Raw genomic sequence first — 25,100 nt, 5'->3', positions numbered from 1 at the left:
TCCGTCGTGCGCCAGATACACTGCAATACAATCCGTCTCGGGCCAGGCCGGCCGGCGTCTGTAGACTGACCACCAACGAACCGCCATAAGGGGCTGAACACCATGGATCATGTCGATCATGTGCTGATAGTGGATGACGATCGCGAGATCAGAGAGCTGGTTGGCAATTACTTGAAGAAAAACGGCCTGCGCACCACCGTCGTCGCCGATGGCCGGCAGATGCGCGCCTTCCTGGAAACCACCCCGGTGGACCTGATCGTGCTGGATATCATGATGCCCGGCGATGACGGCCTGGTACTGTGCCGGGAACTGCGCGCCGGCAAGCACAAAGCCACGCCGGTACTGATGCTCACCGCCCGCAACGACGAAACCGACCGGATCATCGGCCTGGAAATGGGCGCCGACGATTACCTGGTCAAACCCTTCGCCGCCCGTGAACTGCTGGCCCGCATCAATGCCGTGCTGCGTCGTACCCGCATGCTGCCGCCCAACCTGGTGGTCACCGAAAGCGGTCGCCTGCTGGCATTCGGCCGCTGGCGCCTGGACACCACGGCCCGGCATCTGCTCGATACCGACGGCACCATGGTTGCCCTCAGCGGTGCGGAATACCGACTGTTGCGGGTGTTCCTCGATCATCCGCAGCGGGTGCTCAACCGCGACCAACTGCTGAACCTGACCCAGGGCCGGGACGCCGACCTGTTCGATCGCTCCATCGACCTGCTGGTCAGCCGGCTGCGCCAGCGCCTGCTGGATGACGCCCGCGAGCCGGCCTATATCAAGACCGTGCGCAGCGAAGGCTATGTGTTCTCGCTGCCGGTTGAGATTCTCGAGGCTTCGGTATGAACCTGCCACTGCGTTGGCCGCGGACCCTCGCGTCGAGGCTGTCGCTGATCTTCCTGATCGGCCTGATCCTGGCCCAGGGCCTGTCTTTCGGCGTCCAGTATTACGAGCGCTACCAGACGGCAAAGACCACCATGCTTGGCAATCTGGAAACCGATGTCTCGACTTCCGTCGCCATTCTCGACCGCCTGCCCGCTGCCGAGCGCCCCGCGTGGCTGCCTCAACTCACACGGCGCAACTACGGGTATCTGCTCGACGAAGGCCTGCCGGGCCAGCCCATGGTGCCCGACGACGCGCCGGTGTCGGTCAGCTCGATCCAAGAGGCCATCGGCCAGGCTTATGCACTGACCTTCACCGACATCCCCGGACCGCAAAAACACTACCAGGCTCATTTGCGCCTGAAGGACGGCAGTCCGCTGACCATCGATGTCCGCCCGGCCATGATGCCCCTTTCCCCTTGGTTGCCGGTGGTACTGCTGGGGCAGTTGGCGCTGTTGATCGGCTGCACCTGGCTGGCGGTACGCATCGCTGTCCGCCCGTTGACCCGGTTGGCCCAGGCGGTAGAAACCCTCGATCCGAACGCCCACGGCATGCGTCTCGACGAAAAGGGACCGACCGAAGTGGTCCACGCCGCCAAAGCCTTCAATGCCATGCAGGACCGCATAGCTGCCTATCTCAAGGAGCGCATGCAACTGCTGGCGGCCATTTCCCATGATTTGCAGACGCCCATCACCCGCATGAAGCTGCGCGCAGAGTTCATGGACGACGGCCTCGAAAAGGACAAGCTGTGCAGCGATTTGACTGAAATGGAGCATCTGGTGCGCGAAGGCGTGGCCTACGCCCGCAGCATCCATGGCGCCACAGAGGCCAGTTGTCGCATCAACCTGGACGCGTTTCTCGACAGTCTGGTCTTCGACTACCAGGACACCGGCCAGGATGTGCAGCTTTGCACAAAGTACACTGCCGTCATCGACACCCGCCCCCATGCCTTGCGCCGGGTGCTGGTCAATCTGGTGGACAACGCGCTCAAGTTCGGCGGCGCGGCCCGGATCGAGGTGCAGGAAGACCGCAGTGGCCAACTGGCGATCCGGGTACTGGACCGCGGTCCCGGCATCAGCGAACAGGAACTGGCTGAAGTCCTCAAGCCGTTCTACCGGGTGGAAAGCTCGCGCAACCGCGAAACCGGCGGTACCGGGTTGGGCCTGGCTATCGCCCAGCAACTGGCGATCGCCATGGGCGGCTCGCTGACCCTGAGCAATCGGGAGGGCGGCGGATTGTGCGCCGAGTTGCGGCTGAGTCGCCAAGTCGCTCATGCAAGCTGAGATGCACCGCTCCAAAAAGGGTTTGCGGTGCAATGGATTTGTATGACTGTGTGTCTGCTGGTGTCCGGCTTACACAACGTTGCAAGGCGCCTCTCTGGCGACACACGCTGCTTACACCCGTTTGAAAGACTCCCTGGTGTTCCCGGCGCGTACCGCCGGTCCCAAGGAGATCCGCCATGTACCCCACCGTTTCAAACACTCTGAAAACATTGCACACCCCTCTTGATCAGGCCGGCCCATGGCTCGCGCCCCTGGGCTTGCGGTTGTTCCTGGCCTGGGAGTTCTTCGAATCCGGTCTGGAAAAATGGAACGGCCAGAACTGGTTCGCCGACATCCAGTCCGCGTTTCCGTTTCCCTTCGATCAACTGCCGGCGAGCTGGAACTGGGAACTGTCGATGTGGGCCGAACTGATCTGTGCCCTCGCCCTGCTGATCGGCCTGGGCACCCGCTTCTCGGCGCTGGTGCTGATCATCGTCACGGTGGTGGCCACTGCGGCCGTGCACTGGCCGGCGGACTGGTCGACCCTGAGCGAACTGGCCCAGGGCTATGCGATAACCAACAAAGGTCATGGCAACTTCAAGCTGCCGTTGATCTATCTGGTGGCATTGCTGCCGCTGGTGTTGCAGGGGGCGGGAAAGTTGAGTGTGGATGCGCTGCTTAAAACCGTGTTGCACCGCCACAACAAAGCCTGACACGGGTCCCTGTGAGAGCGGGCTTGCTCGCGAAAGCGGTCTATCTGGCACTTGGCTACTGAATGTGCCGACGTCTTCGCGAGCAAGCCCGCTCCCACAGGTTTTCACCGAACGCCGACTACCCCTTCAGCCAGCATCCGCCGCAGCAACGCCACCGCACTGTCCATGAACTCGAACGTATTCACCCCCGCCTCCCGCGCCAGCCCCAGTAGCTGCCCTCGCCCGTCCAATCCCGCAAATGCCTCGATGCGCTCCAATAGCCGCCAGGCCAACGGGCTGAGCTCGGAAAAGCGCACCTCGAACCCAGGCGTGCGCCGGATCAGCAACAGCGTCGGCTGAGGCGGCGGTGTCGAAGGCTGATAGTCGGTTGCCAGGCGATGCACCGGCCATTGATAGGCCAACGGCCAGGCCAGGGGCGAGATACACAGGGGTCGGTCGAGCAACAGTGCTTCATCACTGGGCGGCAGCGATTGGGCTTGCGATTGCAGCAGCGCCATTTCGACCCACTCGTAATGCGCCAGCTCAGCCATGAACGGCGGCGAGTCCGGCGATTGCCGGGTCGTCAGATAGCCCACGAACTCCTCCGCGACTTCCCCGAACCGGGGCGTGACGCAACGATGCTCGCGCAGGAAGCCGCGCACCGTGGCGCGCCAGGCCTCCTGCCCCAACAGGCTCACCAGCACCGGAAAGGTCCCGCTGAGCAACGAGCGCATGTTCTCGAAGATCAGGTCGCGATACACCTGCGCCCGCGCGCCGTCCATGCCCTCCGGAACCGGGCAGTGCTCAGGGTCGCGCAGGTAGCGGGTCAGGGCCTGTTGCTGCTGATGCAACGTTTGCCGGGCGTCAGTCATGGGGCACCGCCTGCCGGACGCCGGTCTGTCGCTGCAACTGACGAATCGTCTGCAGTTCGGCCACCAGTGCCGCGTACGGCGGGAAATTGAAGTCCCGTTCGAGCAAGGTCGGCTGGACACCGAAACGCTCGTAGGCCTGGGCCAGGAGGGACCAGACCACCGGTTTGACCGAGGCGCCATGGCTGTCGATGATCAAGCTGTCGGATTCGTCATAGTGCCCGGCCACGTGCATGGCGACCACGCATCCAGGCTCGAGTCCGGCCAGGAAGGCCTGGGGATCGAAGCTGTGGTTGACCGAGTTGACGTACACATTGTTGACGTCCAGCAACAGGTCACAGTCCGCCTCGCGCAAAACCGCGTTGGTGAATTCCAGCTCGGTCATGTCCTGTTGAGGTGCTGCGTAATAAGAGACGTTTTCCACCGCCAAGCGCCGGCCCAGTACATCCTGGGCCTGGCGGATCCGGGCGGCCACGTGCCGCACCGCTTCTTCGGTGAAAGGCAGCGGCAGCAGATCGTACAAATGGCCCTCATCGCCACAGTAGCTCAGGTGTTCGCTGTAGATTGGCACATTGAAGCGGTCCAGAAAGTCGCGTACCTGGCCGAGGAACGCCAGGTCCAGCGGCGCCGGACCGCCCAGGGACAGCGACAGCCCATGACAAGACAGCGGATAGCGCTCGGCCAACCAATGCAAAGCGGCGCCATGGGCGCCGCCTATTGCGATCCAGTTTTCCGGGGCAACTTCGAGAAAGTCGAAGTCCCCCGCCGGCGCCTCGCGCAGTGCGTCGAGTAATCCTCGTCGCAGGCCAAGTCCGGCGGATGGCCTGGGAAGCAAGGGCGCTTCCTGACGACTGGGTTCATACAAAAGAGGGGATAAACGCTGGGACATGGCACGTCTCCTTGGCAGTCAAGAAACCCATGCCCGGGGAGCGAACCTGCTCCCACAGGCATGGCGCTGTTCAAGCCGTGAATCAGGACTCGATAGCCGCTCCGCACTTGCCTTCGCCGCATTTACCTTCGGCGCTTTTCGCCTGGGTCGACAGGTATTGCTTGGCTTCCGGCAAGGAAATGCCGCCATCGTGGTCAGCGTCGATCTTGTCGAACTCGGCTGCGCGTTCCGGTGCGGCGGCAATGAACTCGTCACGCGAAACCTTGCCGTCGTGATTGGTATCGGTTTTTGCGAACTTGTCTTCGCCGCATTTACCTTCGCCGCACTTGCCTTCAACAGGTTTCTTCGCCGTGTCGGCCGCCGCCAGGGTATAGCCCTGGGCCAGGTCATTCATGGTCAGAGCCGATGCCGCGCTGGAAAGGCCAAGGCCGCCGACCAGGGCCAGACCGAGTGCCAGGGATGAATTGCGCGAGAAGTTGAGCATGGGGTATTCCTCGAAAGATCATTGCGCCAGTCTCCGTTACCGAGGCTCGGCAGCGGCTGGCTGGCGTAGTTAATCTGCGGCGTGTATCCGGGCTGTGTCATCGATGAAGGGGAAGGCAAGTAGATGTATCGGCGCAGCCCCGGTACACACTGCGATACAAGCCAGGGCTCATGCTTGCTAATGCCTAAGTAAATCGATCGGTCAGCCGATACCACGGCATGCGGGATATTCTGCGTTTTAGCTGATGGCTTGTTTATGACCGAAGATGCTGGCAACCACTCCACCGACCTGGCCCCGGGATTGCCAACCCGTAGCTTCACTCGACGCACCTTCCCGGCCATCATGCTCCTGCTGTTTGTCATGTCCGCGCTGGCGATCGGTGTGCTGCTCAACATCACCCGTGCCCAGGATCAGCGGGCGCGGGAACAAAGCCTGTTTTTCGCCCAACGGGCCATCGAGGGCATCCGTACCGGCATCGGTCGCGACCTGAGCGACTACTCCAAGTGGAGCGACGCCTACCGGCATCTGCATGTCGAAATGGACAAGGAATGGGCTTATGACCAGGAAAACGTCGGCAGCAGCGTTTATTCGCTCTACGGCTACCAAGCCGTGTTTGTCCTCTCCCCGACCGGCAAGACCGTTTATTCAGTGATCGACGGAAAAGTGAGCCAGGTCGATGCCGATAGTTGGCTGGTGGGAGATCTGCGTGCACTGCGCAAAAAAGCCAGCGCCCCGGAAAATCGCGATGAGGTCGTTGTCGAGATGGCCCATCACGACGGTGCGCCCGCATTCGTCGCCGCGTCAGCCATCACCACTGGTACGGACAACAGCGTGTCCGAAATTCCCGGCCCGCCCAGCCTGCTGCTGTTCGTGAAAGTCCTCGATCCAGCAGCCTTGCAAGACCTTGCATGGGACTTCGCCCTGCCCGACGCCCATATCGCCAGGACGCCTGGACCGAGCGATACCGCTCAGGTATTGCTGGATGACCGGACGCAGGAGGCCCTGGCCTGGCGACCGCAGACCCCTGGCAACGATTTGCGCAAGGTCCTGCTACCACTGTTGGCCGTGGCGCTGTTGATCCTGGTGATCCTTGCCCTCTCCGTCCTGCGCCACGCCCTGATGATGCTGCGTGCCCAGCAACGCCAATACGACAGCCTGCTGGCCCACCGCAAGGCTTTGGAGCGCAGTGAAGAGCGTTTCCGTGACATTGCCGAAGTGTCATCCGATTGGCTGTGGGAAGTCGATTCGACCGGGACGTTGACCTACCTTTCGGAGCGCTTCGAGCAGGTGACCGGCTTCAGCCCCGGCGATTGGCTGGGCAAACCCCTGCACAGGTTGCTGCACCCCCACGGCGGCTCCATTTCCATCGCCCAATGGTTGCTCGGTGGCGCGAACAACACCTCATCCTCTCCGCTGCTGTGCGAATACACCGCACACAACCAGCGCATACGCACCTGTAAGCTTTCGGTACGCGCCATCGAGGCCGGCGCCCTGGGCTTTCGAGGCACGGCCACCGACATTACCGAGGAGTTGCGAGCACTGGCGCAGATCAGGCATCTCTCCCTGCACGATCCTCTGACCGGGCTCGCCAACCGCAACCGGTTGTTCGACTGCCTCAGCGAACACCTGGATCCGGACGACGGCAGGTCGCTGGCCGTGCTGAACCTGGACATGGACCGCTTCAAGCCGGTCAACGACTCCCTGGGACATGCCGTGGGGGACAAGGTACTGAAAGAGGTGGCGCATATTCTCCAGCAGAACGTGCGCGAGACCGATCTGGTGGCGCGCCTGGGGGGTGATGAGTTCGTCATCGTCATGCCGGAGCCGGGCAATGCGCAGGACCTCGACCAGTTGTGTAAACGCCTGATCGCCTGCATGCAGCGTCCCATGCATCTGGACGGGAACACGTTGTACCTGGGCGTGAGCATCGGCGTTGCCTGGTCACATCCCGGAGAAAACCGTGCCGACGAACTGCTGCGCCAGGCCGACATCGCCTTGTATGCGGCCAAGGCCGCCGGCCGCAACACCTGGCGTGTATACGTGGAAGCCATGGGCCACGTGGCCCGGGACCGTCGTCGGTACGAACAGCAACTTCGTACAGCAATGCAGCAGGATCAGCTGGAGCTGCGCTACCTGCCCCGCTTCGATGTGAACGCCGAGCAACTGCATGGTTTCGAAGCCCAGATATTCTGGCAGCATCCCGAAAAAGGCGAGTTGATCGGTGCCGATTTCATCCCCGTTGCCGAGACTTCAGGCCAGTTGGAAGAGCTGGGCACATGGATATTGACCAATACCTGTGACGAAGCAGCAAGCTGGCCAATGCCGGTCAGCGTTTCGCTCGCGGTTTCACCCAAGTGGTTCAGCAGCGGCTTCCTGCTCAACCAGGTACAAACGACCCTGGAGGCCAGCGGCCTGGCTCCCCATCGATTGATCCTGGAAGTGGCCGAAGGCATTTTGCTGGTAGACCACAAGACCGTCGCCGCGACCCTGCACGCCCTCAAAGACCTGGGCGTGCGGATCAACATCGATAAGTTCGGCACCAACATTGCCTCCCTTCGCGAGGTCTTGAACCAGCCGTTCGATGGCATCCGCTTCGATCGCAACATCCTTTCGCAACTCGGTCTGGAACACGACCGGGAAGGCGTCCTGGCAATGATCCGCCTGAGTCGCAGCGTCGGCCTGATGGTCACCGCCGAAGGCATCGAGAATGCCCGGCAATTCAGCCAACTGCGCAGCGTGGCTTGCGACCATGTCCAGGGCCCCTACTTTGGCTCCGCCCTGGCTCGAAAGGAAATGGCCTCGTTCTTCACCACGCCCCGCTGGCTATAACCCCTCCCATGATGGTCCCCCATCCAGACATCTTCTGCACGACGCCGAGCCTCCGTGGGAGCTAGCCTTGGCCGCGATGGCGGCGGCACAGCCAACGCCACCACAGCCCTGTTCACAAACTCAACCGCCCCCGCTCCTCCTCGGTCAGGCGCTGCCGCGTCTGTTCGTCCAGAGGGCCGGCGCCGAGCACTTGCACGGGGCTGGCGGGATCATAGGCCCTGGGCGTTTCGCGGCTGGCGCCGTCGCGGGACGGAGCCAGTTGCTCGGAGCCGAAGCTCACCACTTGCACGGTGAACACCGACGCCTGGCTCTGCCGCGCCGCCGACTGTTGCTGGCGCGCGACCTCTTCCGCCGCTTGGGTCGCCGAGGACGCCGCCGAACTGGCTGAGGTGATCGCTCCCGTGTTCACCGTGGCGGCCAGCGGCACGCCGGTGGATTTGCCCTGGGTCTGGATGTTGGCGGCGTTCACCACGGTCAGCGCCGCGACGTTCACGTTACCCGACACCCGGATCCCCGCCTCGCCCGCATCGATGGTGCCCAACGGCGCGATCAGGTCGATATCGCCGGGCGTCACCTCGGCAATCGGATTGAGGGTAGCAATACCGGCACCGGTGCTCGGCACCGACGGCGACAGGGTCACGTTGCCCCAGGTGTCGTACAGCCGTTTGGGCGGCGTATAGACCACGGTGGTCTTCGAACCGCGACCGGCGTTGATATCGCCCTGGGCCGACCAGCCCAGGATCGAGCCACCAAAGGTGGTCATGATCCGGCTCTGCCCCAGCAGGATGCTGTTGCGCGCATACAACTGGATATCGCCCTCACCCTGGGTAATGACGCCTGCGGTGGACGGCGGCGCGTTGCCCTCGATGCCGAAGGTCTGGCCACCGCCCGGGGTGAGCATCTGAATGCTGCCGCCGAAATCGGTGTGCACACCCGCCCCGCCGAACATCGTAATGTCGCCTTTGTAGGTGATCGCATTGCCCGCCACGTCCTTGTCCGGGAACAACAGCGCGATCGCCTCGCGGCCGCGCAGATAGCTGCCCTGGCGTACGCCGCCGACTTCGTTGTACTCACGCCCACCGGCCTTGAGTTCGGCAAAGTACACATCGCGGGCAAACACCCGCTGCTGTTCGGCCGGCAGCGCGGCGAAATAGGCACGGGCCTGCTCGCTGTCGCCGCTGAAGCCGAAGCGCTGCTCCAGCCAATCCACCAATTCAGCTTCATAGGTCTTGGCGACCTTACCGTTCTGGCTCGCCAGCGGTACACCAGCCAGGGCCTGGTTTGCCGGGTCCAGGTACGCCTTGACGAAGCGCTCGTAATCCGGCCCATTGAGGCCCGCGCCGGCTTGCAGCACCAGGCTCGCGCCGGGGCGCGAATCCCCCGGCACCACGGCGCCGAGGCTGGTGATGCTGACCTTGTCCTCCATCAGGATGTTGCGCCCGGCGGTGATCTCCAGCAGGCCGGGGCCGGCAACGTTGAAGTGGCTGTAGAGGATGTCGCGCCCGGCCGAGACGATGGAGATGTCGGTGGGGTTGTTGTGGATGAAGAGATTGCCACCGACGGTGTAATTCCCCGCCTCCAGGTCATCACTGCGCGATCCGCCCAACGGTATCCCGCTGCTGACGATGTCTCGCCCAGCCATCATCCGGACCGTTCCGGCGCCTTCGTATGCAATTCGCCCCGGCCACTTGCCCGTGGGAACGGATGTCATCGTCCGTCCAGTGGTCACCGCCAGCAGGTCACCGTTGAGCGCATAGAAGCGGGCAGGATCGACATTGGCAGCCCATTCGCTGGAGGCGCTGCTGGTGGCGAAAGCAAGCAGCGGCAATTGGTTCCTGCTGAGGACCACGGGATTACCATCGGCCGAAAGATTGCTGACCTGGATACTGATGCCCCCATCGACTGAAGCGACATAGGCTGGACGAAATGGCGTCGCCAAGGCAGACGACGCGGCACCGGAACGACTGACCGACATGTCGCCGCCGTAGATGGAATCGCCGGCGAGGAATTGCAACTCGCTGTTGATGCCCGGAGCAAGCAGCAGGGCTGGGCGATTGTCGCCGCTGTAGCCTGCTTCATATAACACTGACGACTTTCCATAGTAGAGGCTGCCACCGGCCGCCACGGCTCTCAGGATCGATGGGTAGACCACCGCCAGATCCGTTGCGGTACTAGAGGTGTAAGGTGTCAGGTTACCTCCGGACGACCACAAGTCGATCGCGGTATTGGCCGTCCATAGCGTGAACCAGCTCAGTCCCGACCCGTTCCTGTCACCGTCCTTGAAGCGAGAGGCGCTCATCATCGGTGCACGACCGGGGTCGGCAACGTCCATCACGACAAGATCGCCCGAAGTAGCCAGATCGAAGGTGGCATCGCCCGGCATGAGGGTCAGCCCACCGGTAGCCAATCCTCGTGTGGACTTGAAGGAGTCGTAGGCTCGCGTTTCTCCTGGGGACTGTGCGGAGGCAGCATTGCCGTATTGAAGGTCAATACGGCCGATGGCGCCGCTATCGATCTGCGCGTGGCCCCGCAGGTTGATGACCGCACCGTTGAGATGCCCGTTCACGAACAGGCTTTCTGGATTCAAAGCACCGCCCACCCGCAGATTGAGATCACCGCCGCCGGTCAGTTGCAGGCTGCCATCGGCGCCTACGCGACCCGTGCTGCCCACAGCCAACAGCAGCCCCTGGCTGCGGGGGGTGATGTTTGGATTGAAGTCACTGCCGGCGAGCCGGTGCAACACCCCCGCGTCCCCCTTCACCTGTACGTCCAGATCACCGCCGCCCAGGGTCCCGAAGCCAGTGAAACCGGCCATCTGATCAGCGCCCCCTGGCTCTGTCGACGCGGTATAGCTGCCAAAATTGATCCACCAGGCCGTCGGCTGGCCGTTCACCGGATCACCGTTGCCCTGGCGCCAGAGCCAGTTGCCCACATTGGCCGAGTCCTGGCCGATGTCGGCAGGGTTCGGTCGCCCGACAGGGGTGGCGGCGGGCGCGGTCAAGTTGCCGCTCAGATCACCACCGACTTTGAGCAACAGGTTCCCGCCCGCATCCGGATACCAGGCGCGATAGATGCTCTCTGTGCCGCCATCCACGAGTTTTTCGTAGCTGCCATTTTCGTCGTTGAGTACCTTGCCGCTACTGCCCAATGCCTTGGGCTGGTTGTAGGGATCGCCCGGGAACGTCGGCGCCGACGAAGTGCCGGCGGTGTAGATGCCGAACAACGAGTCCATGCGCAGGCTGCCACCGCTGAGCAGTTCCAGGTCGCCGGTGCCGGTGCGGATGACACTCGGGCGGGTACTGCCGGCGACCAGCTTGTAGTCCACGCCGAGGGCCGCACACAGCTCTGGCGCATATTCACAAAGCGCCTGGACCGAATCGAACCCGAAAAACTGGGCAGCCGACGCATCGATCGGGGCCCCTGCCTTGACGTCATAACCGGATCCCGCCAGCGCCTCCACGGCTGCCTCAGTCCACTTGTAGGAAGATTGCTGCGCGCACATGAACGGAAGGTCGGCACAAAATGCATCGACCGAGGCGTAACCGAAGGCGCCTACGATTTCCTCGTCGATGGGTGCGCCAAGCTCGACAGTGACCCCGGCGTTCAGAAGCTCTGCGACCCCTGCTTCAGTCCAGATGAAAACGCCTTTGGCCGGTACCGGCTTACCGAACATGCCGTAATGACTGTCGGCAAAACGCAAATCGCCATTCACCGGTTCCGGCTGGACGATCCGGCTGTCCGCCGCTGCCGTATCGGCCCCGGCCACCAACCGCAGCGACCAGGACTGCGAACCCTCGGCAAGCATCGGAGCGACGGCCCACATCCGCCCCTGGCTGCCGGCGATTTCAGGACGCAGTTGGATCGACTCGACGCCATCGGGCAACTTCACATCGGTACCGGACGGGATCAGCGAACCACGGTTCAGTGCCAGGCTGCGATCCAGCCTGAGAATATTGCTCTGTGCATTGCCCGCGTCCGCCACGTTGGGCAACGCAACGCCCTTCGGCCAGGTGAAGCCGAGCAACGCAGTGGGCCCGTTCAATACACTGCCGGCCCCCAGTTGCGAGCCGGCTTGCAGGGTCTGGGCCTGGTTCAGCAAGGTGCCCGCGGCAAACAGCAGATTGCCCGAGGCATCATGCACGGCGGCCGCCAATACGGTGCCGGCGGGCAGCTCCAGTGGCTGTTCGAGAATCGCCGCCACCGGCAATCGGGTACCCGCTGCCAACGTCACGCCTTTGATCGGCAAGTCGTAGTTCAACGTGGTCCCCGCCGGGAAGGCCGTGCCTTCGGCCAGGGTCACGCCGGCGCCGGGTACGACGATGTCGCCCCCCGTGAAGTCGATGCCGGGCAGCAACACCCAGCCCTTGTCATCCTGCGTGGCCGGTGGTGGTGCGAAACCGTCGTTGATGCTGCCGTAGATGCTCAGGTCGCCCCCGGCGCGCAGGGTCAACGCACCGGCCTCGCCGGAGCCGTACACGGCGGTTTTCTGCGTGTGCGGATTGACGCTCGCATAGCGATAACCGGACAGGTCCAGGTCGCCCTGCACCACCAGATCACCGTCGGCGGTCGCACTGACGATCTCGACGCCGGGTCGCAAGTGGAACGCGTTGGCATAACGGGCATTGTTCAGGCCGGCGAGTTTGCGTTGCATCAAATCGTCGTTGTCCAGCGCCGCGTTGATGAAGGCTGTGCTGTCCTGATGCTTGCGGTCCAGGTATGCCTGGTCGATGACCTGATAAGGGCGTCCGCTGGCCGCCGGATCGCTGCCATATTCCGCGTCGCTGTACTGCCACATACCATTGACGGCGATGGACCGCGCGCCCTGAATGTCCAGGTTGCCACTGGCGTCGATGGCAATGTCGCCGTGGGTGGCATCCGGGCCGGCGCGGCGGGCATTGAGCTCCAGGGTGCCACGGGCGCGACCGTCATGCTGGCCGGCTGTCGCCGCAATGCCATGGCGCAGGTCGATGCGGGCGCCATCGGACAAGGTCAGTACACCGGCGCGGGACGTCAGGTCGACGATGGCACGGTTTGGCGAATCGATGATCTTGCCGTAGCTGTCCACCCGAAGGCGATTGCCGTGGGCATCGAGTACCGCGTTGCCGCCCAGGGTCAGGGAACGCCCCGCCGCGAGCCGGATGCTGCCAACCCGCTCGCCACTGGCGTCTACCTTGCCGTTGACCAACAGATTGCCGTTGTCGACCGACACACTGATGGTCGAGGCCTTGAGCCCGTCGCCGATCACCAGGTCGCCCTGTTTAAGCTGGAAACCACGGGAACCGTAGACCTGCCCATCGTTCAACCGTTGGTTCAACGCCGCGAACTGCTCGCTGAGGCTGCCACCGCCGCCCAGACGCTGGGCCTGGATTTCCACGCCGCCAGCCAGGTACGGCATGACGGTGCCGCCGGCGTCATATTCGCCCGAGCTGCTGCCCAGGATTCGCCCTTGCAGGTCCACCATCCCCGCCGCCCCATCCAGGGCCACGGCGCTGAGCCGGCCGGCCTGATTGTTGCGGGCCGAGAGGTCGATGCTCGACCCGCTGGCCTGACGAATGTTGCCGTTGCGGCTTTGCAGGATTACCTCGCCACCGGCGCTGTGGCGCGTGACATCGTTGAAGGTGACCCCGCGACCGGCTACGTCGATCGACGCCCCATCGGCCAGGGTCAGGTCATCGGTCGCGCCCAGGGTCAACTTGCCGCTGGGCAACACCACCGCACTGGCCAGGTTGAGGCTGGCACCCTTGAGGGATAACTCGCCACCGAGCCCGGAAACGGTGCCCGGCTTAGCGCTCGTACCCGCTACGTTGATCGCCCCACCCGCGGTGATGCGGTTGATCGAACCGGCCTCGCCGGTCAACAACGGAGTAAGAATATTGAGATTGCCGCCGCTGTAGGAGAAACCTGTTTTCGCGTCATAGGCCCCCTGGCTTTGATACACCGCCAGGCTGCCTTTGTGGTTGGCCGTCAGGCGTTCACTGGCGCTGAGGTTGACGTTGGCAAAGCCCAGAGCCAGGCGGTCCAGGGTGGTGAGCGAGCTGGGCTGGGCAAACGCACCGTAGCCGAACTCGATGCGTTGGGCCTGGATGTCCAGGCGACCGGCGCCGGTGCCGGCTCCGCCTGCAATCACCGAACCCGGCGCGCCGACGGCACCGTTCCAGACCAGGTTGGCGGTCCGGATGGTCGCTACGTCGCTGGCACTGCCCGCGCCATAAATGGCCGGGGTACTGAGCATCAGGTTATTCAGGCGTGACTTGCCGGTAGTCGAATCATAGGTGTCGAGGCTGACGGTGCCGTAGAAATTCAGCGCCTGACTGGCCGACAGTTCGAGAGTTTCCAGGGCCGGAGCGCCATATTGAGTGTCGCCGCGCAACAGGCGATCGAGCACCGTCTGGCTCAGGGTCAGACCGGCAGGCAATACATTGCGCCCCGCTGCATCGCTCAATGCCTGGACCGTGCCGACGTTGATATTGCTCAGAGCCAGGGTCAGGTGACGAGTGCCGTAACGCACCTGGTCGTCCAACGCCAGGCTGCTGCCGGAGGCGGCAACGATGCTGCCTTCGGAGTGAATCCGAGTCACGCCGCTACACGGTGTCAGGCTGCACCCGCCAATATTGACCGATCCTGTAGCACCCGACTGCGGAGCCAACACGTTGAGCACGCCGTTGGAGGCCGCCAGCATGTTGTAATTCTGGTTCTTCACGTTGAGGTTATAGATAAAGCCATCGCGTGCATCGTACGCGGCCTTGCCCTGTCCGATGGTGTTGATGGCTGCGCCTTGCTCCACCAATAGCTCGCCGCCGTCGGCCAAGAGCAATACCTCAGGCGCCGACAGGATCGCACCTTCACGCAACGCAACACTGCGGGACACCCTTTGCGGCGTGATGTAGTTTCCTCCCTGGCCATAGTCAACGTAAAACTGGCCGCCAATCACTTGGCGTGTAGCCTTCAATGCATTGAGGCTTCCCGCATTGAGGGTCACGCCGTCGAAGCCGGCCGTGGCCCCACGCCCATCAGCAACCACTTCCAATGCGCTCCCGGCGCGCCCCACCACCGCAACGGTACCGCCGTAGCCCCCCGTCTGAGGCGCGAACTTGCCTGTGCCGTTGAAGGAAAACGCCTGATCCCCCGCGCCCTTTGCCAGGTTCAATTTCAATGTCTTGGCGTCCACGGGCAGCATTGCCCGAGGCACGCCCAGGCGAGCGGCATCGGCCAGCACAAACTGGGCGTAGCTGGTTTCGTTGTATTGCGAATAACGGCGCAGCACATCGCCCGACGTCAGAATGACCTGGCTGGACAAACTGTTGCGCTGCCCGGTGTTGGCCACCGACAACACTCCGGAGGTGGTCCAGGAACCATTGCGCATCTGTTGCGCGCCCGTCGTGGCGCCCTGCCCCGCCAAGCCATTGACCTCGACCCGGAACGCCCCCGGCAGTAAGGCATAGGTGGACGGCATCAGGGTATAAGTGCCGGCAGCCAGCCCAGGCACACCGGCACCGATGGTGATCTGCTGACCTACCCTGGGATCCACCGCCCCCCCTTCGGCTGCAACCGGCGCGTATTGGCTCTGATTGCCCGGCACGATGGCGTAGACCGGATTGCTGGACAGCCCCGGTAACGTGAAACCGCCATTGACGCCAATCTGCACCAACGGATTGAAACGCGCATCGGTGGAGCCGCCCCGGCCTGAGATAAAACCGGCGCCGAGCAATTCACCGCCGCCCGAGAGGTCGAGTACCGAGCCTTCCTCGGCCGCCACCGACTTGCCGCCGAGAATCACACCGATATTCAGGTCACCGTTGCCGGAGGGCACCGCTCCTTGTCCCAGCAACACAACCTTTTTTCCAGCGTACTGATAACTCTGTCCGTCGACCGTGCCGCCATAAGGCAAGACCAGGCCCAGGCCACTGACCGACGTCAGGCTGCCCGGCAACAGGTCTACCCGAGCCGATATACCCTCCCCGCTGTTTGTACCGACTTCAAGCAACCCCAAGGGTGCTCGGACGACACCACCCTGTTCGATCTTCGCGCTGCCTAATTGCAGGCGACCGAATACGGAATAAGGCACTTGTGGTGTGACCTGGGTGGTACGCCCAATGACCAGGCTACGCGTCGGGTCATAGAGCCTGGTGCTGCTATCGGGTTCAGTTCCCCAACCATATCCCGCCAATATCCGTGCCCCTACCCCGGTTGCCGGATACAGTTGCGCCGCCTGCAAAAGCATGTCCGAGGGCGTCAGTAATTGGGTAGTAAAACCTTCAGGCATATCGTTGCCGGAGAACCCGGCCAGGAAACGCATATCACCCCGGCTGCTTAGCTGGACCTGATCGAAACCTGCCCGCTCAAGCTCAACCGTGCTGCCATCGGCCTGCCTCACGGTGCCTTTGCTGCTGAACATCACATTGCCTTGCACATCGAGCAGATCCGCGTTCACAGAAAACACCGCCTTGTTCGCCAATAGCGATACCCCGCCGCCCTCGACCACCGGCCGGGTGTAAGGATCAAAACTCGGTCGAGTGCTCGCCAGCCCTGTCGCGGTAGAGAGCAACACATGGGGGGCATTGAGCTCGACCCGGGTATTGGCGGGCGCGGTTGCACTCAATCCAAAACTGCGGGCGTACAAGGCAAGGCCTTGGCCGAGGGATATCGAGAGGTCGCCATCCACACTCATCAGGCCGTTGCTTAACAACGACAGGCTGTCGAAACCACCGCCCCGGACTTGATCGATACCCAGCTGGCCGTGACCATAAACCAACGAGTCCGCCGAGGTTTCAGCCGAATCGCTCAGCGAGCTTGCCTGGGCGACTTGCCTCAGAACCAGCTCACGCACGTTCAACACTCGGTCATTGACTGCGCTTCTCAGGTAATAGGGGGTTTCCAGTGCTACCGACAGACTGCCCCCAGCCGCCCCGCCGCCCCCGGAACGGGCGCTGAACGCACCGTCCAGATACAGGCCATTGGCCGACGCCAGGGAAATACTGCCGCCATTGCTCGCTACCAACGTGCGACCCTGGCCCGGAACATCCAGCACGGCCTGGCTGCCATCCGCTTGCAGACGGGCACCGTCGCGCACCACCACAAACAGCTCGGAGGCCGACGTCGAGCCTTTCGCGGCATCGATCTGGCCGCCGACGACAATCTGCCCGCCATCGCGCACCAGGCCGTAGGTCTGGCCGCGCATGCCCCGGGCAGTCACGGCCCGGCTGGAGACATCGATCAGCGCCTGCTCGCCCAGCCAGATGGAACGACCGTGACCCTGGGCATTGACCTGATCGCGAACCGTATCATTGACGCTCAACTCGGTAAGACTGACCCGCCCTCCCCATGCGTTGAGTGTGCCGTTGACGGTCAATTGACCAATACTGCGTAGATCAATGCCTTGGCCCGGATCGACACTGATCACGCTGCCCTTGCCCAGGCTCAATACCGTGCTGGCCATGTCGGCGGCGCTGGAGTTCGCGGTGCCGGCGGTGAGGCTCAGGCTCGCACCGCGACGCTGGGTCAGCACACCCTTGATCGCGTCTTCCTGGTAGAGCTCCGGCGTCCAGCGCTGCAAGGCAGCGCCTGGCTCCGCGTCGCTGCCAGTCACCAACGCCTGCTCACCAACACGGTACACCGGCATCGTCACATCTACCCGGGTCCCGTCGGCCACAGTCAGGCCTTCGTTGCCGGTGATGTCATAGGCCGAGAAACCCTTGTCGAAGAAATCGCCGTCCAGTTGCAGAGTGCCAGGGTCAAGCGGCGCGCTGCTGTTGCCGATCAGCACTTTGCTGGCCGCCAGCTTCAAGGTCCCGCCGCCACTCACGCCGGTACCGCGCAGTTCACCTTCGAGGTTCAAGTCGCCGTTACCGGACGATGCGCCGGTACTCGCGGTCAAGGTCAGGTCACCGCCCTTGCCACCGCGAGTCTTGCCATCGGCCATCACGGCAGCACCGGAGCTGACGTCAATCAGGCTGCCTTGCTGCACATCAATATCGCCACTGCTGCGCACGGACACGGTGCCGCCGTTGATGAACGGCAGGCCTTGGCGGTCGGTGTCGTCGAGCAGCAGATTGCTCCAGCGCCCGGCGGTGTTCAGCTTGACGCCTTCGCCCAATGTAACCATCGCCCGCTGTCCCGTGGCGGGTGAAAGGGTGACGTCTCCCATCTGGAAATTATCGGTTCTGATCTGTTTGAGCACGTTACCCAAGGCAATGCGACCGCTGCGGGCCGTCAGGTCGGCATTCACCTCGACCTGCGGTGCATAAAGCGTGATGTCGCCGCCGTCGGCGACCTTGAGTGCGCCATTGACTTTGATGCCTTCACCCGCCGCCACCTTGACCGCGCCGAGCTGGAAGCCATTGAGCAATTCATTGTCCAGCACCAGCTTGCCTTGCCGGTCGGAGCCAACCGCCGAGGTCAGGTCCAGGCCGGCGGCGATCTTGTCGGAGACTTTGCCGAAGGTGACCTGGTCGAACGTAGGGTTCAAACCACTATTGATCACACCGTTGGTCTTGTCGTAGATCGGCGTGTAGCTGCCCACCCACAATTGAGCCCGACGGGCCACGGCGTTCTGCGACTGCTGATAACCGTCGAGGTTGAGATTCGGCGCCTGGGTCTGGCGTTCGCCCTGGTAGACCTCGCCGACGATCTGGCCTTCCAGCACGGCGTTGCGGGTCGACACCACCAGCTTGCCGGCATCGCGGCCTACGGTGTAGCCCGCCTCGAAACGCTCGCGCGGGGCAATCAGCGGGTTGTAGTAATAATCGGTCTGGCCCCAGCGCTGGCTATGGTCTTCGTAACCTTTGTAGATGCCGGTGTAGAGGATGTCGCCCGGCGCCTTGGACAGCTCATACAGACGGCCATCGGCGCCTTTCAGCCAGGATTGGCGCAAGTAGCCGCTCTGCACATCCAGGGTGCCGCCGGACAGGTTCAGTTGCGCCGCCTGCTGGGTCACCACGTCATTGCCGGTAAACGTCAGGGTACCGCCCTGGGCCGCCCACTCGCCGACGCTATGCCCACGGGTGCCGAGATAACCGCCCACCTCCAACAGACCACCCGCCGTGTACCAGCGGTCAGTGGCGTAGCCGTTGGTGCCCGCCGGGACGTAGACCAGATCGCGCACATCCACCCACACATCATTGCTGGTCAGTTTGCCGCCCTCACGATTCACCGGAGCGTCACGCTGTTCGTTGCCCTGGACGTTGACCTTGATGGAATTGGATTCCATCGCCACCTTGACCCCGATGGCGCCGGACACGTCGATCACCGCGCCATCGCGCACCAGGCTGCGACCGGCGGCGCTGACCGCAACCTGCCCGCCGGTGGCCAGGGTGATGGAACCGTTCTGAAAGTCGACACTGCCACCGCTGACGATCTCGACCCGCGACTGATCGGAGCGGTCGACCACGCTGCTGAGGTTGTTGAACTGGCCGGTGATCAAATTGTTCGGCGTACCGTCCAGACCAGCAGGCCCGGCGTTGCGTTGGCTGTCCAGAGCGCTGCCGCCCGCGGCGTCGAGCAGCACGGCGGTGGCGCTGCCTTGCCCCAGGGTCACGCTGCCGGTGCCGTCGCTGATGGCGTTGAGCAAATGCACGGTGCCGCGGGTGTCTACCGAACTGCTGGCGACGGCCACGCCGTTTTGCTCCACCCGGTGCCCGGTAAGTGTGATGTCGCCAGTACTCGCCTGGATCAGGCCACTGTTGATCACGGTGCCGGCGCTGCTGCCCGGTTTGAGTGACGTCGCGACTTCATTGCCACGGGTGGTCGAACGCAGGTTGCCGCTGGTGCCCTGTCCGCGACGAATGTAGAAGCTGTCGCCGGCCGCGAGGGTGGTCTGGCCCTTGGCGGTGATGATGGAACCGGCGTTCTCCACTTCCGAGCCCAACAGCAAGGCATAGCCACCGCCTGCGGTGGAGGTGGCGGCGCGGTGGGTCTCAATTTGCGCGCCTTGCTGCACTTCGATCTTTCCGGCGGCGTCGGTGAAGGTCGGCTGGGTGCCGGTGGCATCGACGTACAAGCCACGCTGACTGAACTGTTCATCGGAAATATTGGCCGCCACCGCCGCCAGGTTGCGCACGTTGACCTGGCTGCTGCCGCTGAAAATGATGCCGTTGCGGTTGACCAGCATGACCGTGCCATTGCCCTTGATCTGGCCCTGGATCTGGCTGGGTCGGGCTTGAGGGTCATTGACCCGGTTGAGCACGGCCCAGTCCGCTTGCTGCTGGAAATCCACTGTGGTGTTGCGCCCGACGTTAAAGGTTTCCCAGTTGAGAATCGCCTTGTCGGCGGTCTGCTCGATCGTCACCGTGGTCTTGCCACCCGCCTGGGTCTGTTTCGGCCCCTTGGCGTTGAGCCAACCTTGGGTGAGGCTGTTGTCGACCTTGAGTCCTCCCTCGCCCAAGCCGTCTGGCACGACCTGCACCTGCCCGAACGCTGCTTGCCGCCCCGCTGCCTGGGCGGCTTGTTGGGCGGCGATGGCGGCCACGGTGTTGTTGAGGTTGGTCAGCGAACGCTGCAACTGCGCATTGGCCCGTTGCTGTTGGGCCAGCGGTGGCGGCATACCGGGCCGCGCCGTCGTGGGCCGCCCCGCACCGGCGGCCTGGGAGGCCCCCTTGGCGGCAAACCAGGATGAACTGAACGCCGTAGCCGCCTGGGCGTTGCCGGCCACCATCAGCAGCGCAATGGCCTGGGCCAACGGCTTGAGCCGCAGCATCGACAGCTCGCCATCGCGACGGGAAGCATTCAGGTTCATCCGGGGTTTGCAGCGCAGCATCCTACTCATCCTTTCGGTTCGCTCTAAGGGGCGCAACGCAGTGCCATCAAGCTGCCAGCGTTGGTTATAGGGGTTAGGCGGTTGCAGCCGTTCGGGACCGAACGGATGTCATGAAAATTTCATGTGGCTGTGTTGGTACGGGCCATACGCAAAAATCAGCAACGGCTCACACCGTTGCTGATCAGGTATTGCAGGTCGCTCAAGCGTGGGCTTACAGCGGACGACCGATGGCGTTGCAGACGCTGGTGTTGCCGATGCTCAGACCGCTGGAGGCCGTGACGAAGGAGTCACGAATAGCGGTTTTCCAGGCCGAAGGCAGGGGCACGAAACGGTTGGAGGTGATCGCCGAATCGTTGTTAACCAACGCACCGTAGTGGCGGCTGAAGAAGTTGCGCACTTGGGTGGTCTGGGTGGCGTCGGCGTAGCACTGGCTGAAAATCACGTTGGTGAAGCCCAGGATCGGGTAGCCGGTGGTTGGGTAGGCCACGACGCTTGGGTCATTAGGGTTGCTGGTAGCAGCGAAGACCGGTACCCACGCGTTCGGGTTGGCACGGTTGGCGACGGCAGGAACCGCAACAGCGGCGATGGCGGCCGATACGTTGGCGGGGGCTGGGGAAACACCGGCAACGCGGGCTACTTTGGTGGCGTCATCCAGACCGGCCAGCGTCGTTGCAGCATAATCCGGGCTCATGTAAGTGATGCGACCTTGGGCAGCGTTCACGGCAGTCATCACAGCCTGGCTACCAGTGGCCGAGACGGCGCCGGCTGGCAGGCCGCCGCTGTAGCTGGAGGCAAAGTTGGTGGTGATGGCGAAGGTGCCGGTTTCAGCGCATTTGGCGTTCAGAAAACGGGTGAACAGCTCGGTGGTGCCGCTGCTTTCAGCGCGATAGACCACAGTGATCGCGCCCGTACGGCCGGAACCGGTGATCTGGCTCCAGTCGGTCAAACGGCCGGAGAACACGCCGCAGAGTTGGTTGACGCTCAGGTTAACGTTGGCAGTGCCGGTCTTGTTGAACGGAATGGCAACCGAAGTGGCCACCGAAGGCACCTGGATCAGCGGGCCCCAGGCAGCGCCGTGGGCGGTGACGTAGTTGTTCAGCTCAGTGGTGCTGAGCTTCGAATCGCTACCAGCCCAGTGCACGTTCTTGCTGGTGTTGCCAGCCACGAACTTGGTGTAGTCGTTGTTCAGGAAAGCGGCCTTGCCGGCGCCGCTGCCCACGCCGATGTAAGGAGCGAAACCGGCGGTCAGTACGCCGGAAGTCTGGTACAGAGGCTGAGGCAAGGTAGCACCACCGCCGTTGACATCAGCCATGGCAGCCTGAGCGGCGCAGAGGCCGGCGAGGGTCAGGGATACTGCGAGAACGTTGCGCTTAAACATGAAGAATCTCCTTTCATCGTGTTCGTACGTAGGTTGGATGACGCGTTCTTGCCGTCATGGCGCTCGGTCCTGTGCCGCTGGCGGTGGGGTGAGGCCATGGGTTAGAAATTCGCAGTTTCCGGTGACAGATAAAGGAAAAAACCTCGGGAGCATGAGGCTCTTTTTCGGGGGATTTCCTCGGGTGTTCGAGGGCTCTGGGTCGGGCTTTCGGGCGGGTTTTACGAATGCGGGAAACAGACAAATGCTGGAGGCGGCGCAGGACGGTTGCTTGCCTTGAGAAAATGACAGAACAGGGAACCCGAGTTTGGCGCTGACGGGGGTCGGGAGCTGACACACCACCGCAAATATTTTTGAACCACAACGGTTGTGGCGAGGAGCGTGTCATCAAGCGCGGTCAGGTTTATTGCACCAACTGATTGATCTCGATGATCGGCAACAGCACCGCCATGACGATCACCAGGACGACGCCGCCCATGATCACGATCATCAGTGGCTCCAGCAGCGCGGTCATGCCCATGGCGCGGCGCTCGATATCCCGGGACAGGGTCTGCGCGGCGCGTTCGAGCATCGGTGGCAGGCAGCCAGTCTTTTCGCCGCTGGCGATCAGATGGATCAACAAGGGCGGAAAAACCTTTTCCACCCGCAGCGCCGCCGCCAGGTTGACCCCCTCGCGGACCTTGGCCGTGGCATCGCTGACGCTCAGGCTCAGGCGGTCGTTGGACAGCGTCTGTCGCGCGGCTTCCAGCGCCCTGAGAAGCGGCACCCCCGCCGCGCCGAGAATCGCCAGGGTGGAAGCAAAGCGCGCCGTGTTGAGCCCCAATACGAAACGCCCGATCAGCGGCAGGCGCAGCACCCGCGCATGCCAGCTCAATCGCGCCTGAGGGTTGCGCAAGTACAGGCGCCAACTCCAGAACCCGCCGGCCAGCACGGCGAAACACAGCCAGCCCCAGGCACGAATGAAATCGCTGGCGGTGAGCATCGCCAACGTCAATCCGGGCAGATCCTGGCGCGCCTGGGAAAATGCACTGACCACCTGCGGCACCACATAGCTGAGCAGGAAAATCACAATGGCGATCGACACCAGTCCCACCACGCCCGGATAAATGAACGCTGTGAGGATCTTGCCCCGCAGGTTGTTGCGCTCCTCGATGTAGTCCGCCAGCCGCTCCATCACCTGGGCCAGGTCACCGGACTCCTCGCCGGCTGCAATCAACGCCCGGTAGATGTCCGGAAAGTCCCGGGGGCGCGCTGCCAGTGCCTCGGCCAGGCGCATGCCGCTGCGCACGTCGGTACGGACCGCGCTCAGGGTCTGGGCGATGTGCTTGCGTTCGGCCTGTTCCACCGTGGCGCTCAAGGCGGCTTCCAGCGGCAGGCTCGCCCCCAGCAGGCTCGCCAATTGCCGGGTGGCCCAGGCCAGGTCGTTATCAGAGAGCCGAGCGGCGAACAGCCCGCCACCTTGGGCTTGAGGCGTGTTGCGCTCCAACTGCACCTGCAACGCCGTCAACCCACGACTGCGTAACAGGCTGAAAACCGCCCCCTGGCTGTCGGCCTCCAGATGCCCGGACTCGATCCTGCCCTGGGCATCCGCCGCCTCGAAACGATAGCGATTCATCAGGCGTCCCGTGTCACGCGCAGAATTTCTTCAGGGGCTGTCACCCCGCCACGCACCCAGCGCTCGCCATCCTCGCGCATGCTGAACATGCCAGCCTGGCGGGCGGCGGCGCGCAGAGCCTGCTCCCCTGCCCCCTGGTGTATCAACGTACGGATGTCATCGTCGATGCAGAACAACTCATGAATGCCGGTGCGTCCGCTATAGCCGGTTTGGTTGCAGGCCGCGCACCCCACCGGTCGCCAGGTGCCGGGCGCTGCCGGATCGGGTTGCTTGCATTGTTGGCATAGCCTGCGTACCAGTCGTTGGGCCAGCACCCCGAGCATCGACGAGGCCAGCAGAAACGGCTCGACGCCCATGTCGATCAAGCGGTTGATGGCCGACACCGCGTCGTTGGTATGCAGCGTCGCCAGTACCAGGTGACCGGTCAGGGAGGCCTGCACCGCGATTTGCGCCGTTTCCAGGTCACGGATCTCGCCGATCATGATGATGTCCGGGTCCTGGCGCAGGATCGCTCGCAGCGCCAGGGCGAAGGTCATGTCGATCCTGGCGTTGACCTGGATCTGGCTGATGCCCGGCAGGTCGTATTCAACCGGGTCTTCGACGGTGAGGATGTTATGAACACTGGCGTCCAGCCGGGCCAGGGCGGCGTAGAGGCTGGTGGTCTTGCCGCTGCCGGTGGGGCCGGTGACCAGCACGATGCCATGGGGTTGGCGGATCAGATGATCGAGCTTGCCCAGCACGGCCGGGTCCATCCCCAGGGTTTCCAATTGCAGGCGCCCGGCCTGTTTGTCCAGCAAGCGCATCACCACCCGCTCGCCATGGCCGGTGGGCACCGTAGACACGCGGATGTCGATGGGCCGGCCGGCCACCCGCAGGGCGATGCGGCCGTCCTGGGGCAGGCGCTTTTCGGCGATGTCGAGCTGGGCCATGATCTTGATCCGCGACACCAGCGCACCGTGCAGGGCCTTGCGCGGTGATACCACGTCCCGCAGCGTGCCATCGACCCGGTAGCGCACCACCGAATGGCTTTCGTAAGGCTCGATGTGGATGTCGCTGGCTTCGTCCCGGGCGGCCTGGGTCAGCAAGGCGTTGATCATGCGGATCACCGGGGCGCCGTCCTGGGTATCGAGCAGGTCGGTGATCTCGGGGATGTCCTGCATCAGGCGATCGAGGTCCACCTCGTTCTCCGCCGCCCCGACGACCGCCGCCGCGCTGCCGGTGTCGGCATAGGCGCTGTTGAGCAAGCCTTCGATATCCTCCTCGCGCACCCGCTCCAGCCGTACATCGCCGAATTGGCGACGCACTTCGCTGATGGACCAGCCGGGCGTGGAAGGACACACCGTCAGCACCGCGCCTGTATCTAACTGGCGCAACACCAGACGTTGGGCCTTGGCCCAGGCGTATGGGAGAGTGTTCATGGGCACACCCAGAATTGAGAAACCACACACATCCCCT

At 63.3% G+C, this 25,100-nt stretch carries 11 protein-coding genes; 4 read left to right on the top strand and 7 right to left on the bottom strand.

The genetic code is table 11. The features are described from left to right. Positions 1–102: 102 nt before the first annotated feature. From AD666_RS09235 to AD666_RS09225, 3 genes are all read left to right on the top strand, one after another. Entirely contained in the window at positions 103–843 is a 741-nt protein-coding gene (locus AD666_RS09235) for a response regulator (protein ID WP_003202589.1), read from the top strand. Continuing rightward, positions 840–2,162 (top strand): ATP-binding protein, encoded by a 1,323-nt coding sequence (locus AD666_RS09230; RefSeq protein WP_053150612.1) that lies wholly within the window; start codon positions 840–842, stop codon positions 2,160–2,162. Before AD666_RS09235 ends, AD666_RS09230 begins: the two co-directional genes overlap by 4 nt. A 176-nt stretch (positions 2,163–2,338) precedes the next feature. Next, positions 2,339–2,854, top strand: a complete 516-nt coding sequence (locus AD666_RS09225; protein WP_053150610.1) for a DoxX family protein — start codon at positions 2,339–2,341, stop codon at positions 2,852–2,854. A 104-nt stretch (positions 2,855–2,958) separates the two neighbouring features. On the opposite strand, the gene AD666_RS09220 is transcribed toward AD666_RS09225, so the two are convergent. The 3 genes from AD666_RS09220 to AD666_RS09210 all read right to left on the bottom strand — a co-directional run bounded on the left by AD666_RS09220 (position 2,959) and on the right by AD666_RS09210 (position 5,075). Then, positions 2,959–3,705, bottom strand: a complete 747-nt coding sequence (locus tag AD666_RS09220) for a DUF2063 domain-containing protein (RefSeq protein ID WP_053150607.1) — start codon at positions 3,703–3,705, stop codon at positions 2,959–2,961. Beyond that, positions 3,698–4,591 (bottom strand): DUF692 domain-containing protein, encoded by an 894-nt coding sequence (locus AD666_RS09215; RefSeq protein ID WP_082339717.1) that lies wholly within the window; start codon positions 4,589–4,591, stop codon positions 3,698–3,700. The genes AD666_RS09220 and AD666_RS09215 overlap by 8 nt, the downstream gene beginning before the upstream one ends. An 82-nt stretch (positions 4,592–4,673) precedes the next feature. After that, positions 4,674–5,075 (bottom strand): EF-hand domain-containing protein, encoded by a 402-nt coding sequence (locus tag AD666_RS09210; protein WP_053150604.1) that lies wholly within the window; start codon positions 5,073–5,075, stop codon positions 4,674–4,676. Between the two features lie 255 nt (positions 5,076–5,330). Between AD666_RS09210 and AD666_RS09205 the strand changes: the two genes are divergently transcribed. Next, a complete protein-coding gene (locus AD666_RS09205) occupies positions 5,331–7,904 on the top strand; it encodes an EAL domain-containing protein (RefSeq protein WP_053150601.1) in 2,574 nt (857 codons plus the stop codon). A 112-nt stretch (positions 7,905–8,016) separates the two neighbouring features. Here the strand turns inward: AD666_RS09205 and AD666_RS09200 are convergent, their stop codons facing one another. The 4 genes from AD666_RS09200 to gspE all read right to left on the bottom strand — a co-directional run bounded on the left by AD666_RS09200 (position 8,017) and on the right by gspE (position 25,063). Further along, positions 8,017–20,655 (bottom strand): filamentous hemagglutinin family protein, encoded by a 12,639-nt coding sequence (locus tag AD666_RS09200; RefSeq protein ID WP_053150597.1) that lies wholly within the window; start codon positions 20,653–20,655, stop codon positions 8,017–8,019. Between the two features lie 211 nt (positions 20,656–20,866). Further along, complete coding sequence (locus AD666_RS09195; RefSeq protein WP_053150594.1) at positions 20,867–22,033, bottom strand: substrate-binding domain-containing protein; 1,167 nt, start codon at positions 22,031–22,033, stop codon at positions 20,867–20,869. A 400-nt stretch (positions 22,034–22,433) separates the two neighbouring features. Continuing rightward, complete coding sequence (gspF, locus tag AD666_RS09190) at positions 22,434–23,645, bottom strand: type II secretion system inner membrane protein GspF (protein WP_053150591.1); 1,212 nt, start codon at positions 23,643–23,645, stop codon at positions 22,434–22,436. Beyond that, on the bottom strand, positions 23,645–25,063 hold the full coding sequence (gene gspE, locus AD666_RS09185; protein WP_053150588.1) for a type II secretion system ATPase GspE: 1,419 nt from the start codon (positions 25,061–25,063) through the stop codon (positions 23,645–23,647). Before gspE ends, gspF begins: the two co-directional genes overlap by 1 nt. Between the last annotated feature and the right edge of the window lie 37 nt (positions 25,064–25,100).

The sequence above is a fragment of the Pseudomonas sp. Pf153 genome (assembly GCF_001269775.1).
Lineage (GTDB): Bacteria > Pseudomonadota > Gammaproteobacteria > Pseudomonadales > Pseudomonadaceae > Aquipseudomonas > Aquipseudomonas uvaldensis.
The sequence above is the reverse complement of the archived record's forward strand: the minus strand, read 5'-3'. Positions and strand labels throughout refer to the sequence as shown.

Bases quoted from the DNA above. Each gene is read 5' to 3' on its own strand.
- AD666_RS09225 (WP_053150610.1), top strand. From the start codon at position 2,339: ATGTACCCCACCGTTTCAAACACTCTGAAAACATTGCACACCCCTCTT.
- gspF (WP_053150591.1), bottom strand. From the start codon at position 23,645: ATGAATCGCTATCGTTTCGAGGCGGCGGATGCCCAGGGCAGGATCGAG.
- AD666_RS09215 (WP_082339717.1), bottom strand. From the start codon at position 4,591: ATGTCCCAGCGTTTATCCCCTCTTTTGTATGAACCCAGTCGTCAGGAA.
- AD666_RS09210 (WP_053150604.1), bottom strand. From the start codon at position 5,075: ATGCTCAACTTCTCGCGCAATTCATCCCTGGCACTCGGTCTGGCCCTG.
- AD666_RS09230 (WP_053150612.1), top strand. From the start codon at position 840: ATGAACCTGCCACTGCGTTGGCCGCGGACCCTCGCGTCGAGGCTGTCG.
- AD666_RS09195 (WP_053150594.1), bottom strand. From the start codon at position 22,033: ATGTTTAAGCGCAACGTTCTCGCAGTATCCCTGACCCTCGCCGGCCTC.
- AD666_RS09235 (WP_003202589.1), top strand. From the start codon at position 103: ATGGATCATGTCGATCATGTGCTGATAGTGGATGACGATCGCGAGATC.
- gspE (WP_053150588.1), bottom strand. From the start codon at position 25,063: ATGAACACTCTCCCATACGCCTGGGCCAAGGCCCAACGTCTGGTGTTG.
- AD666_RS09205 (WP_053150601.1), top strand. From the start codon at position 5,331: ATGACCGAAGATGCTGGCAACCACTCCACCGACCTGGCCCCGGGATTG.
- AD666_RS09220 (WP_053150607.1), bottom strand. From the start codon at position 3,705: ATGACTGACGCCCGGCAAACGTTGCATCAGCAGCAACAGGCCCTGACC.
- AD666_RS09200 (WP_053150597.1), bottom strand. From the start codon at position 20,655: ATGCTGCGCTGCAAACCCCGGATGAACCTGAATGCTTCCCGTCGCGAT.